Consider the following 12,796-nt stretch of genomic DNA (forward strand, 5'->3'; position numbering starts at 1 on the left):
CGGCCTTGGCGGGGGTGGAAAAGTTGTATATACAATATCTGCGTCTGAAGGAGCTTGTCCAGTGCCAAATTTCATCTTCCGTCACGCTTTGTTGCCCGATGGCTGGCATGAGAATGTGCGCCTGAGTGTCGAGGGCGGGGTGATTGCCCGCATCGAGGCCGGTGTGCCGGGCGGTGCCGGCATCGCATTGCCGGGGATGCCCAATCTGCACAGCCATGCCTTCCAGCGCGCCATGGCGGGGCATGCCGAGCGGCGCGGTCCCTCAGGGCGGGATAGTTTCTGGACGTGGCGGGAACTGATGTACCGGCTGGCGCTGAATCTTTCGCCCGAGGATATGGAGATCGCCGCGACCCAGGCCTTCATCGAGATGCTGGAAGGCGGATTCACCGCCGTGGCGGAGTTCCATTATCTGCACCACGCGCCCGATGGCGCGCCCTATGCCGATATCGGCGAGATGGCGGCGCGGCTGGCGGCGGCGGCAGCAGCGGCGGGGATCGAGTTGCTGCTGCTGCCGGTGTTCTATGCCCATGCCGGGTTTGGCGGCGCCGCGCCCTTGCCCGAGCAGCGGCGCTTCATCAACACGCTGGAGAGCTATGCCCGGCTGCACGAGCGCTGTGCCGCGCAGGCCCCCACCGGAGTCGCCCCGCATTCGCTGCGCGCCGCCACGCCGCCCGAACTGGAGGCGCTGACGGCGCTGGCGGGCGCGCGGCCGTTGCATATTCATATCGCCGAGCAGACCGCCGAGGTGGAAGCCTGCCTGGCCTGGACCGGCCAGCGCCCGGTGGCGTGGCTGCTCGACCACGCGCCGGTGGGGCGGAATTGGTGCCTCGTGCACGCCACCCATGTTACGCCCGAGGAGGCCGCCGGCATGGCCGCCAGCGGCGCGGTGGCCGGGCTGTGCCCGATCACCGAGGCGAATCTGGGCGACGGTATCTTCCCCGCCGCGCAATTTTCCGGCGCCTGGGGCATTGGCTCCGATTCCAATGTGCTGATCGATGCCGGGCGGGAGTTGCAGATGCTCGAATATTCCCAGCGTTTGGCCCGGCGCGGGCGCAACATGATGGCCGCCACCGCGGCGGGCCTTTACAACGCCGCCGCCGCGGGCGGGGCGCAGGCGCTGGGGCTGGCGGGCGGGCTGGCGGTTGGCGCCTCGGCCAGCTTCGTCACCCTGGCCGGCGATGACCCGGAGACGGCGCTGGCCCAGGCGGTGTTCTGCGCCCGCGCCCCGGCGGTGCGTGATGTTTGGGTACGTGGGCGCCAAGTGGTGGCGGATGGCTGGCACCCCCTTGCATCCGCCGCCCGCGCGCGGTTTGACGACATGGTGAACAGACTGGTCTGAAATGAACGCCAAGCCCCCGAAACTCTACGAGCAGGTGAAGCAATATCTGCTGGACGGCATCGCCGCCGGCCGCTGGCCGGAGGGCGGGCGCATCCCGTCGGAATTCGAACTGATGGAGACGCTCGGCGCCTCGCGCATGACCGTGCACCGCGCCCTGCGCGAGATGTCGGCTGACGGGATTTTGCTGCGCGTGCAGGGAGCGGGCACTTATGTGCAGCCCCGCGCCCCGCGCTCCACGCTGCTGGAGGTGTATGATATCGCCGAGGACATCGCCGCGCGCGGCCATGCCCACAGGGCCGAGGTGCTACGGCTGGAGGCGATCGCCGCCGATGCCGCCCTCGCCGCCGAATTCGGGCTGAAACCGCGAGCCCGGCTGTTCCACTCCGAGATCGTGCATTACGAGGATGGCGCTGCGGTACAGTTGGAGGAGAGGATCATCTCCCCGGCCTTCGCGCCCGATTATCTGGCGCAGGATTTCACACTGGTCACGCCCAACCGCTATCTGCAATCCATCGCCCCGCCTGACGAGGTGGAGCACATCATCCACGCGGTAACGCCGGATGCGCGGGTGCAGGAACTGCTCGGCATTGGCCCGCACGAACCCTGCCTGCGCCTGCAACGCCGCACCTGGGCCAAGACCAGCCCGGCCACCAGCTCGGTGCTCACGCATCCGGGCAGCCGCTACAGCCTGGGCAGCCGCTACCGCCTGGGCGAATGGACGCCCCGGCCCGGATAGGCGCTTTCTGCTTAATCCGGCCCCGTAAGCGGCCTGAATGCCCGCTTGGTCGAGCGCGGCGTGCTCAGCAGCAGATTGGTCTCGCTGTTGGTGACGCCGCGGATCAGGCGGATGCGCCGCAGCACCACGTCAAACTCCGCCAATGTGGCGGCGCCGAGTTCCACCACCAGGTCCCAGCGCCCGTTGGTGGTGTGCACGGCGATGATCTCGGGCAGGCCGAGCATTTGGCGGATGACCTTGTCGGTCTCATGCCCCTCGATCTCCACCAGCATGACGCCGCGCACCGGCAGTTCCACGAGGTCGGATTTCAACACCGCCGTGTAGCCCAGGATGGTGCCGTTCTGCTCCAGCCGCTCCATGCGCGCCTTCACCGTAGCGCGGGAGACGCCGAGATCCGCCGCCAGGGTGGTCAGGCTCTCGCGCCCATTATGGCGGAGTTTTGTCAGTAATTGCTGGTCAAGCTCGTCCATGATCTTCCAATATGCGAAATTATCTTGCACAAAATGCTAACGCAATCCTACAAAACTGACAATAATCCCCGTTTATTCTGGCGGATTGGCGCGGTACTCTGCTTTTCAACTGGCAATCATCGCCGGAATGGGGAACGTATGAACACGCGACATTGCAAATTGATCGGTGTGCCGGTGCAGGATGGCGCCGGAAGGCTGGGCTGTGAGATGGGCCCCAGCGCTTTGCGTACCGCCGGGCTGGCCCAGGCGCTCACCGGGCTTGGCCACCGTGTCACCGATCTTGGCACGCTGGCGCCGCCACCGCCGCTGGCCGTCTCTCATGCCAACGCGGCGATCAAGAATCTGGCCCAGGTGGCCGCCTGGGTGCAGGCGGCGGCGGAGATCGCCTACACCGCCAGCGAGGATGGCATGTGCATCTTCATGGGCGGCGACCATAGCATGAGCGCGGGCACGGTGGCGGGGCTTGCCCGCCGCGCCGCCGCGCAGGGACGCCCGCTCTTCGTGCTGTGGCTGGACGCGCACACCGATTTCCACAGCCTGCAGACCACGGCCAGCGGCAATCTGCATGGCGTGCCGGTGGCTTACCTCACCGGCCAGCCCGGCTTCGCCCCTGGTTTCCCCATCCCCCACGCGCCCGTGCCGCTGGAGCAGGTGGCGATGCTCGGCGTGCGCAGCGTGGATGAGGCGGAGCGGCGGATGATCGCCGGTACCGGGCTGACGGTGTTCGACATGCGCGCCATCGACGAGCATGGCGTGAAGGCGCTGCTCTCCAGCTTCCTCAACCGCGTGAGCGCGGCCAATGGCTTGTTGCATGTCAGCCTTGATGTCGATTTCCTCGACCCCGCCATCGCCCCCGCCGTGGGCACCACGGTGCCCGGCGGCGCCACCTTCCGCGAGGCGCATCTGGTGATGGAGATGCTGCATGATAGCGGCCTGGTGAGCAGCCTCGACCTCGCCGAACTCAACCCGTTTCTCGATGAGCGCGGCCGCACCGCGACGCTGCTCGTCGATCTGGTGGCCAGCCTGATGGGCCGCCGCGTCATGGACCGTCCAACCTGGAGCTTCCAATGAAACCGCCCGCCGATCTGAACATCGTCCCCTTCGTCAGCGTCGACAACATGATGAAGCTGATCCTGCATATCGGCATCGAGACCTTCCTGGTCGAGCTCGCCGGATATGTGGAGGAGGATTTCCGCCGCTGGGAGCATTTCGACAAGACCGCCCGCGTCGCCGCGCATTCCACCGAGGGCGTGATCGAGCTGATGCCCGCCAGCGATGAGACGCTATATGCCTTCAAATACGTCAACGGCCACCCGAAGAACACGCGCGAGGGCCGGCAGACGGTGACCGCGATGGGGCTGCTCGCCGATGTCGGCACCGGCTATCCCACGCTGCTCTCGGAGATGACGCTGCTCACCGCGCTGCGCACCGCCGCGACCTCGGCGATGGCGGCGAAATATTTGGCGCCGCAGGATGCGCAGACCATGGCGATCATCGGCAATGGCGCGCAGTCGGAGTTCCAGGCCATGGCGTTCCGCGCGCTGCTCGGCGTGAACAAGCTGCGGCTCTACGATATCGACCCCGCAGCGACGCGCAAATGCATGGGCAATTTGGCGAAATTCGGCTTCGAGATGGTCGCCTGCGGGTCCTCGGCCGAGGCCGTGCAAGGGGTGCAGATCATCACCACCTGCACCGCCGACAAGCAATACGCCACTATTCTCAACGACAACATGGTGGGCGCGGGCCAGCACCTCAACGCCATTGGCGGCGACTGCCCCGGCAAGACCGAACTGCACCGCGACATTCTGCTGCGCTCTGACATCTTCGTGGAATATACGCCGCAGACGCGCATCGAGGGCGAGATCCAGCAACTCGCCGGGGATCATCCGGTGCAGGAGCTGTGGCAGGTGATCAACGGCACCGCGCCGGGCCGCCGCTCGGCCTCGCAGATCACGCTGTTCGACTCCGTCGGTTTCGCCATCGAGGATTTCTCCGCCCTGCGCTATGTTCGCGACAAGGTGCGCGATACGCCGTATTTCGAGAAGCTCGACATGCTGGCCGATCCGGACGACCCGCGCGACCTGTTCGGCATGATTCTGCGCGCCGCCTGAGCGCGGCGCGATACTTCAGCAGCGAGGCGCCATGACGGAACTGACAGATTATCCCATCGCCGTTGTCGATGACGCGCTGGCCGCCGGCGCGCTGTCGTCGCGCGCCATCGCCACGCTGATCGCGGCGTTCGAGGAACGTAACCACGCCGTGCTCACCGGCATCACCCTGGCCGATGCCCAGGCCGGGCGGGTACTCTACACGGGGCTCTCGGCGGTGCTGATCGGCATTGACGGCTTCGCCAGCCGCGAGGCGCTGATCGGCACGCTTAGCGCGCTGCTCGCCCAGGCGCTGGCGCGCGCGCCGGATCTGCCGGTGTTCCTCTATGGCGAGCGGCGGATTCAGGAAAACCTGCCCACCGGGCTGATGCGCCAGATCGACGGCTATCTCTATCTGCATGAGGACACGCCGGGCTTCATCGCGGGTTATGTCTCCAGCACCATCCACCGGTATCTGGAGGCGATGCTGCCGCCCTTCTTCAAGGCGTTGAAGCGGTACACTTCGGGCGGCAAATATTCCTGGCACACGCCCGGCCATGGCGGCGGTGTGGCGTTCATGCGCTCGCCGGTCGGGCAGGCGTTCCATCGCTTTTTCGGCGAGACCACGCTGCGCGCCGATCTCTCCGTTTCGGTGCCCGATCTCGGCTCGCTGCTCGACCATACCGGCCCGGTGCGCGAGGCCGAGCGTGAGGCGGCGCAGAGCTTCGGCTCCGATGCGACATTCTTCGTCACCAACGGCACTTCCAGCGCCAACAAGATCGTCTGGTCCGGGCTGGTCGCCCCCGGCGATTATGTGCTGGTGGACCGCAACTGCCATAAATCGCTGGTGCATGCGCTCATCATGACCGGGGCGCGGCCAGTGTATCTGCGCCCCAGCCGCAACGCCTATGGCATTATTGGGCCGATCCCGCGTTCGGCGTTCTCGGTCGAGGCGCTGGCGGAACAATTGCCGCCGGGCGCGCGGCTGCGCATCGCCACCATCACCAACTCCACCTATGACGGGCTGTGCGTGAACACCGCCGAGGTGGCGCGCGCCCTGGCGCCGGTGACGGATGCCCTGCATTTTGACGAGGCCTGGCTGGCGCAGGCGCGGTTCCATGAGTTCTATCATCGCTTCTACGCGATGAGCGTGCCAGTGGAGGAGGGCACGCCGCTGATCTTCTCCACCCAATCGACGCATAAGGTGCTGGCCGCGTTCTCGCAGGCCTCGATGATCCACATCAAGGAAAATCCGGCCGCGCCGCTCGACCGCGACAATTTCAACGAAGCCTACATGATGCATTCCTCCACCTCGCCCTGGTACGGCATCGTCGCCGCCTGCGACGTGGCGGCGCGCATGATGCGTGGCACCGCCGGGCGCACGCTGGTGGATGAGACGCTGCAGGAGGCCTCGGAATTCCGCGCCAGCATCGCCGCCATTGGCGAGGAGGCGCGCGGCACAGGCGAGTGGTGGTTCCGGCTCTGGCAGCCGGAGGAGACCGCGCTCTCGCAGCCGGGCTGGACACTCAAGCCCGGCGAGGCGTGGCACGGCTTTGACGATGTGAGCGAGGATTTCACTCTGCTCGACCCGGTGAAGGTCACGATCCTCTGTCCTGGCCTGGCGCCGGACGCGCCGGGCATCCCGGCGCCGATCGTGGCGAAATTCCTGTGGTCGCGCGGGATCGTCGTGGAGAAGGTGGGGCTGTACCATTTCCTCATCCTGTTCACGCTCGGCGTTTCGCGCGGCAAATGGAGCAATCTGATCACCGAGCTGCTGGCCTTCCGCGCGCATTACCAGGCCAATACACGCCTGGCCGATGTGCTGCCCGAGCTGGTGCAGGCCCACCCGCACACCTATGAGCGGCTGGGGCTTGCGGATTTATGCGCGATGCAGCACGCGGCTTATCGGGAAAATGATGTGCTGGCCTTGCAGAACGAGATGTTCGCGGAATTGCCGCAGCCCGCGATGACGCCGCAGATGGCGCATGCCGCGCTGGTCGGCGGGCGGGTGGAGCAGGTGGGGCTGGACGATCTGCATGGCCGCGTGCTGGCGCGCATGGTGGTGCCGTATCCGCCGGGCATTCCGCTCATCTTCCCGGGCGAGCGGGTGAGCCTGCCTTCCATCACGCGCTATCTGCGCTTCGCCGAGGCGTGGGGGCGGCGGTTTCCGGGGTTCGAGATCGATATTCACGGCGTGCGGCAAGGGGCGGACGGGCGCTTCCTGCTGGATTGCGTGGCGGAACCATAAAACGCGGCAAAGACGCGGCGGGAGAGAACCAGATGAGTACGGACCAGATCACACCGTTTCACGATCTCGCGCGGGAGGTGCAGCCGCAAAGCGCGCTGCGCGCCGCCATCACCGCCGCCTGCCGCCGCCCGGAGCCGGATTGCGTGGCGCCGCTCATCGCCCAGGCCGAACTGCCCCCCGCCCAGGCGGCCGCGGTGCAGGAGACGGCGCGCCACCTCGCCACAAGGCTGCGCGCCAAGCAGGCGCGGGGCATGGTGGAGACGCTGCTGCAGGAATACGCGCTCTCCAGCCATGAGGGCGTGGCCCTGATGTGTCTGGCCGAGGCGCTGCTGCGCATCCCCGATACCGCGACGCGCGACGCGCTCATCCGCGACAAGATCGGTGCCGGCGATTGGCAGAGCCATCTCGGCGGCGGGCGCTCGCTCTTCGTCAACGCCGCCACCTGGGGGCTGCTGCTCACCGGCAAACTCACCGCCACCAGCAGCGAGGCGAGCCTGGCCTCGGTGCTCACCCGCCTGCTGGCGCGCGGCGGCGAGCCGGTGGTGCGCGCGGCGGTGAACACGGCCATGCGCCTGATGGGCGAGCAATTCGTACTGGGCCAGAGCATTGGCGAGGCGCTGGCCAATGCCCGCAAGACCGAGGCGAGAGGCTTCCGCCATTCCTACGACATGCTGGGCGAGGCGGCGCTGACGGCGGAGGACGCCGCGCACTACCTGCATGCTTATGAACAGGCGATCCACGCCATCGGCAAAGCCGCCAAGGGCCGGGGCATTTACGAAGGCCCTGGTATCTCCATCAAGCTTTCCGCCCTGCATCCGCGCTATGCGCGCGCCCAGCGCCCGCGTGTGATGGCCGAGCTGCTGCCGCGCCTGCTGGGGCTGACGAAGCTTGCGCGTGGCTATGATATTGGCATCAATATCGATGCCGAGGAGGCCGACCGGCTGGAGCTTTCGCTCGACCTGCTCGAACAGCTCTGCCTTGACCCGGATCTCGCGGGCTGGAACGGCATCGGCTTTGTCGTGCAGGCCTATCAGAAGCGCGCGCCCTTCGTGCTCGATTACCTCATCGACCTCGCGCGCCGCACGCGCCGCCGGTTGATGTTGCGGCTGGTGAAGGGCGCTTATTGGGATTCCGAAATCAAACGCGCCCAGCTCGATGGGTTGGAGGATTTCCCGGTCTTCACCCGCAAGGTGCATACCGATGTCTCCTACCTCGCCTGCGCGCGCAAGCTGCTGGCGGTGCCGGAGGCGATCTTTCCGCAATTTGCCACGCATAACGCGCACACCGTGGCGGCGATCCACGCCATGGCGGGCGGTAATTTCTATGCCGGGCAATATGAGTTCCAATGCCTGCACGGCATGGGCGAGCCGCTTTATGAGGAAGTGGTGGGGCAGGGCGGCCTTAACCGCCCGTGCCGCATCTATGCGCCGGTCGGCACGCATGAGACGTTGCTCGCCTATCTCGTGCGGCGGCTGCTGGAAAACGGCGCGAACACCTCGTTCGTCAACCGGATCAACGATCCGAAGCTGAAGCTCGACGACATTATCGCCGATCCGGTGGCGGTGGCGCGGCGGATTGCACCGCCCGGCGTACCGCATGAAAAGATCGTGCGCCCGCCTGCGCTGTTTGGCGCCGCGCGCGCGAATTCGGCGGGGCTCGATCTGGCCAGCGAGCCATGCCTTGCGACGCTGGCGGAGGCCGGGCGGGCGGGACTGAAGACGAGCTGGCGGGCCACGCCGCTGCTGGGCGACGGCGAGGCGCGCGGGAGCCTCCGCGCGCTGCGCAACCCGGCTGACCAGCGCGACATGGTGGGCGAGGTGGCCGATGCCGCGCCGGCACATGTTGATGCGGCCTTCACCTTGGCCGAGCAGGCCGCCCCGGGTTGGCAGGCGCTGCCCGCCTCCGGTCGCGCGGCCATCCTACGCCGCGCCGCCGAGGCGCTGGAGGCGCGGATGCCTGAGTTGATCGGGCTGATCGTGCGCGAGGCGGGCAAGACCCTGGCGGCGGCAATCGGCGAGGTGCGCGAGGCGGTGGATTTCCTGCGCTATTACGCCGTGCAGGCCGAGGCGCTGAACCCGCCGCGCGCGCTGGGCCCGGTGGTCGCGATCAGCCCGTGGAACTTTCCACTTGCGATTTTCACCGGCCAGGCGGCGGCGGCGCTGGCGGCGGGCAATGTCGTGCTGGCCAAGCCGGCCGAGGAAACGCCGCTGATCGCGGCCGAGGCGGTGCGGATGCTGCGCGCGGCGGGCGTGCCCCCGGGCGCGTTGCAGATGCTGCCCGGCGGCGGCGAGGTTGGCGCCGCATTGGTGGCCGATGCGCGTGTGCGCGGGGTGATGTTCACCGGCTCCACCGAGGTCGCGCGGCTGTTGCAGGCGCAGCTCGCCGGGCGGGTGGACGCGCACGGAATGCCGATCCCGCTCATCGCGGAGACGGGCGGGCAGAACGCGATGGTGGTGGATTCCTCGGCCCTGCCCGAGCAGGCGGTGGCGGATATCCTGTCCTCGGCATTCGATTCCGCCGGGCAACGCTGCTCGGCGTTGCGCATCCTGCTGGTGCAGGAGGAAATTGCCCCGCGCCTGCTGGCGATGCTGCGCGGCGCGCTGGCAGAACTCAGCCTCGGCCACCCGGACCGGCTGAGCACCGATATCGGCCCGGTGATCAGCGCCGAAGCCCGCGCCACCATCACCGCGCATATCGAGGCGATGCGCGCCCGTGGCTGTGCGGTCACCCAGGCGGCGCTGCCGGACGAGACGGCGGCGGGATTTTTCGTCGCCCCGGCGATCATCGAAATCCCCGGCATCGAGGTCTTGGGGCGCGAGGTGTTCGGCCCCGTGCTGCATGTGCTGCGCTATGAGCGCGCCGGGCTGGCGGCGGCGGTCGATGCCGTCAACGCGCTGGGCTATGGCCTGACCTTCGGCGTGCATAGCCGCATCGACGAGACGATCGAGCATGTCACCGCGCGCATCAGCGCCGGGAATGTGTATGTGAACCGCAACATCATTGGCGCGGTGGTGGGTGTGCAGCCCTTTGGCGGGCATGGGCTTTCAGGCACCGGGCCGAAGGCGGGCGGGCCGCTCTATCTGCGCCGGCTGGTGGTGCAGGACGGCCTGCCGCCGCTGGCCTTAGGCGAGGCCCCGGCGGCGCTGCGCGAGGCCATCGCCGCGCTGCGCGCCAAAGGCGAGGATGTGAGCGCGCTGGAGCATTATGCCGGGCGCCCCGTCCTCCAGAGCGGCGCCAAGCGTTGCGCCGGGCAGCCGGGCTGGTGCCCGCCGGTCCTGGGGGGCACCATCCTGCCGGGGCCGGTGGGCGAGCAAAACAGCTATGTGCTGGCCCCGCGCGGGCTGGTGCTGTGCCATGCCGCCACCCGCGCCGGGTTGCTGGGCCAGCTCGGCGCCGTGCTGGCCACCGGCAACAAGCCGTTACTCGCCGGGCCTGTGGCCGAGGCCTTGCGCCCGGCGCTGCCGCCCGGCCTCGCCGCCGAGACCGGGTTGCCCGATGCCGCCTTGTACGAGGGCGGCGCGGATGGTCTGGCGGCATTGCAGCGCGAGATGCTGGGCTACAAACACGCCGTGGTGCCAATCTACGCCGCCGCGCCGGAGGGCGATTACCCGCTCGAATTCCTGTTGCAGGAGCGCGCGGTGAGCGTGAACACCGCCGCCGCGGGTGGCAATGCCAGCCTGATGACGATCGGCTGATTATTCGCCCAGCCAGTCGCGCAGGGCGTCGGCGCCGCCTTCGCCGGGGGCGGGGCGAGGCGCTGGCGGGGGTGGCACCGAGCGCGAGAAGCGCGGCGCCGGGGCGGGCTGCGCCACGCCGTCCACGGTCATGAAGCTGCCCCGCGCTTGGTTGTGCTTGTGGCGCGGCGCTTCGTCGAGCGACAGCACGGGCGCCACGCAGCCATCGCTATCCTCGAACAGCGCGCACCATTCGTCGCGCGGCTTGCCGAGGAAGAGCGCGGCCAGCCTGGCGTGCAGGGCGGGGTTGGCGGTGTGGTCCGGCCATTCCGCCGCGTTCAGGCCCAGCCTGGCGCAAAAGATCTCGAAGAATTTGCGCTCCAGCGGCGCGATGGCGACATGCTTGCCATCGGCGCAGACATAGCTGCGATACACCGCCGCGCCGCCATCCAGCAGGTTGGCCGCGCGTTGATCCCTCCACAGCCCCTCGGCGCGCATGGCGTAGATCATCGCCATCAGCGCCGTCGTGCCGTCGGTGATCGCGGCGTCTATCACTTGGCCCAGCCCGGAGCGCTGGCGCTCATACAGCGCGGCCAGGATGCCGGTGATCAGGAACATCGAGCCGCCGCCGAAATCGCCCACCAGATTGAGCGGCGGCAAGGGTTGCGCGGAGGTGCCGATGGCGTGCAGCGCGCCGGTCAGCGCCAGATAGGTGAGGTCGTGCCCGGCGGTGGGGGCGAGCGGGCCAGTCTGGCCCCAGCCGGTCATGCGGGCATAGATCAACCCCGGATTGGCCGCGCAGAGCGGTTTCGGTCCCAGGCCGAGGCGCTCCATCACGCCGGGGCGGAAGCCCTCGACCAGCACATCGGCCCTCGCCGCCAATTTTTGCGCGGTTTCCAGCCCCTCGGCCGTTTTCAGATCGAGCAGCAGCGAGCGCCGCCCGCGCTCCATGAAATCGCGTTGCAGCCCGAGCAGGTTCTCCGCTCCGGCGCGGTCGATGCGCAGCACGTCGGCGCCGAGATCGGCCAGCACCATGCAGGCGAAGGGCGCCGGACCCAGCCCGTTGAACTCCAGCACCTTCAACCCGGCGAGCGGCCCTGTGCTCACGCGATCCCCCGCGCGATCACCAGCCGCTGGATGTCGCTGGTGCCCTCATAGATCTGGCAGACGCGCACATCGCGGTAGATGCGCTCCACCGGATAATCGGCGATATAGCCATTGCCGCCGAAGATTTGCAGCGCCGCGGAGACCACGCGCTCGGCCATCTCGGAGGCGAACAGCTTGGCCATGCAGGCTTCCGTCAGGCAGGGCTCGCCGGCCTCGCGCAGCGCCGCGGCGTGCCACACCATCTGCCGCGCGGCCTCGATCTCGGTGGCCATGCTGGCCAGCCGGAAGGCGATGGCCTGATGTTCGGCGATTGGTTTGCCGAAGGTCTGGCGCTCGCGGGCGTAATCACGCGCGGCCTCAAACGCGGCGCGGGCCATGCCCACCGCCTGGGCGGCGATGCCGATGCGCCCGCCTTCGAGATTGGCCAGCGCGATCTTGTAGCCCTCGCCCTCTTCGCCCAGGCGCAGGCTGGCGGGGATCACCATGTCGTCGAAGGCCAGGGCGCAGGTGTCCGAGCTGTGCTGGCCGAGCTTGGTCTCCACCCGCATCACCCGGTAGCCCGGCGTGTTGGTGGGCACGATGAAGGCGGAGATGCCCTTTTTGCCCGCCTCGGGATTGGTGACGGCGAACAGGATCACCGCATCGCCATTCTGGCCGGAGGTGATGAACTGCTTGGCGCCGTTGATGACGTAATTGTCGCCCTCGCGGCGCGCGCGGGTGCGCAGATCCGCGGCATCCGAGCCCGCTTGCGGCTCGGTGAGGGCGAAGCCGCCGATCCATTCGCCTGAGGCCAGCTTGGGCAGGAATTCGCGCTTCTGCGTCTCAGTGCCGAATTTCACGATCGGACCGCAGCCGACCGAGTTATGCACTGAGAGGATGGTGGAGCAGGCGCCATCCGCCACGGCGATTTCCTCCAGCACCACGGCGTAGCTCACCGCATCCAGCGCCGAGCCGCCATAGTCCTCCGGCACCGTCATGCCGAGCAGGCCGAGCGCCCCCATCTCGCGCAGCTCCTCGCGCGGGAAGCGGTGCTCGGCATCGCGCGCGGCGGCGCCGGGGGCGAGGCGCTCGCGGGCGAAGCCGCGGGCCATGTCGCGCATGGCCGCCTGGGTCTCGTTCAGAATCATGCGTCACA

The 12,796-nt window shown here is 68.1% G+C and carries 9 protein-coding genes; 6 read left to right on the forward strand and 3 right to left on the reverse strand.

All coding sequences use genetic code 11. From position 1 onward, the window contains the following. Positions 1 to 61: 61 nt before the first annotated feature. Both hutF and hutC read left to right on the forward strand, forming a co-directional pair. Complete coding sequence (hutF, locus tag LI953_RS08020) at positions 62 to 1,339, forward strand: formimidoylglutamate deiminase (RefSeq protein WP_227075523.1); 1,278 nt, start codon at positions 62 to 64, stop codon at positions 1,337 to 1,339. 1 nt (position 1,340) lies between these two features. Further along, positions 1,341 to 2,075: a histidine utilization repressor gene (hutC, locus tag LI953_RS08025; RefSeq protein WP_227075524.1), complete on the forward strand. Its 735-nt coding sequence runs from the start codon at positions 1,341 to 1,343 to the stop codon at positions 2,073 to 2,075. Positions 2,076 to 2,086: 11 nt separating this feature from the next. Here hutC and LI953_RS08030 read toward each other — a convergent pair whose 3' ends face one another. Beyond that, positions 2,087 to 2,545, reverse strand: coding sequence for an Lrp/AsnC family transcriptional regulator (locus LI953_RS08030; RefSeq protein ID WP_227075525.1), 459 nt, complete (start codon positions 2,543 to 2,545; stop codon positions 2,087 to 2,089). A gap of 138 nt (positions 2,546 to 2,683) precedes the next feature. On the opposite strand from LI953_RS08030, the gene rocF reads away from it, so the two are divergent. Genes rocF through putA form a run of 4 tightly spaced genes read left to right on the forward strand, consistent with a single transcriptional unit; the run spans position 2,684 to position 10,575 of the window. Continuing rightward, the gene (rocF, locus tag LI953_RS08035; protein ID WP_227075526.1) at positions 2,684 to 3,616 is read left to right on the forward strand and encodes an arginase; all 933 of its coding nucleotides are present in this window, start codon (positions 2,684 to 2,686) and stop codon (positions 3,614 to 3,616) included. Then, positions 3,613 to 4,656, forward strand: a complete 1,044-nt coding sequence (locus LI953_RS08040; protein WP_227075527.1) for an ornithine cyclodeaminase — start codon at positions 3,613 to 3,615, stop codon at positions 4,654 to 4,656. Before rocF ends, LI953_RS08040 begins: the two co-directional genes overlap by 4 nt. 31 nt (positions 4,657 to 4,687) lie before the next feature. After that, positions 4,688 to 6,880, forward strand: a complete 2,193-nt coding sequence (locus tag LI953_RS08045; protein ID WP_227075528.1) for an Orn/Lys/Arg decarboxylase N-terminal domain-containing protein — start codon at positions 4,688 to 4,690, stop codon at positions 6,878 to 6,880. Further along, positions 6,862 to 10,575: a trifunctional transcriptional regulator/proline dehydrogenase/L-glutamate gamma-semialdehyde dehydrogenase gene (gene putA, locus LI953_RS08050; protein WP_227075529.1), complete on the forward strand. Its 3,714-nt coding sequence runs from the start codon at positions 6,862 to 6,864 to the stop codon at positions 10,573 to 10,575. Before LI953_RS08045 ends, putA begins: the two co-directional genes overlap by 19 nt. Here putA and LI953_RS08055 read toward each other — a convergent pair whose 3' ends face one another. Both LI953_RS08055 and LI953_RS08060 read right to left on the reverse strand, forming a co-directional pair. Continuing rightward, positions 10,576 to 11,661, reverse strand: a complete 1,086-nt coding sequence (locus LI953_RS08055; protein WP_227075530.1) for a CaiB/BaiF CoA-transferase family protein — start codon at positions 11,659 to 11,661, stop codon at positions 10,576 to 10,578. Then, a complete protein-coding gene (locus LI953_RS08060) occupies positions 11,658 to 12,788 on the reverse strand; it encodes an acyl-CoA dehydrogenase family protein (RefSeq protein ID WP_227075531.1) in 1,131 nt (376 codons plus the stop codon). Before LI953_RS08060 ends, LI953_RS08055 begins: the two co-directional genes overlap by 4 nt. Positions 12,789 to 12,796 lie beyond the last annotated feature (8 nt).

It is taken from the genome of Acidocella sp. KAb 2-4 (genome assembly GCF_020567705.1).
GTDB lineage: Bacteria > Pseudomonadota > Alphaproteobacteria > Acetobacterales > Acetobacteraceae > Acidocella.

Coding starts and splice junctions, on each gene's coding strand:
- hutC (WP_227075524.1), top strand. CDS start 1,341: ATGAACGCCAAGCCCCCGAAACTCTACGAGCAGGTGAAGCAATATCTG.
- LI953_RS08030 (WP_227075525.1), bottom strand. CDS start 2,545: ATGGACGAGCTTGACCAGCAATTACTGACAAAACTCCGCCATAATGGG.
- rocF (WP_227075526.1), top strand. CDS start 2,684: ATGAACACGCGACATTGCAAATTGATCGGTGTGCCGGTGCAGGATGGC.
- LI953_RS08040 (WP_227075527.1), top strand. CDS start 3,613: ATGAAACCGCCCGCCGATCTGAACATCGTCCCCTTCGTCAGCGTCGAC.
- LI953_RS08045 (WP_227075528.1), top strand. CDS start 4,688: ATGACGGAACTGACAGATTATCCCATCGCCGTTGTCGATGACGCGCTG.
- LI953_RS08060 (WP_227075531.1), bottom strand. CDS start 12,788: ATGATTCTGAACGAGACCCAGGCGGCCATGCGCGACATGGCCCGCGGC.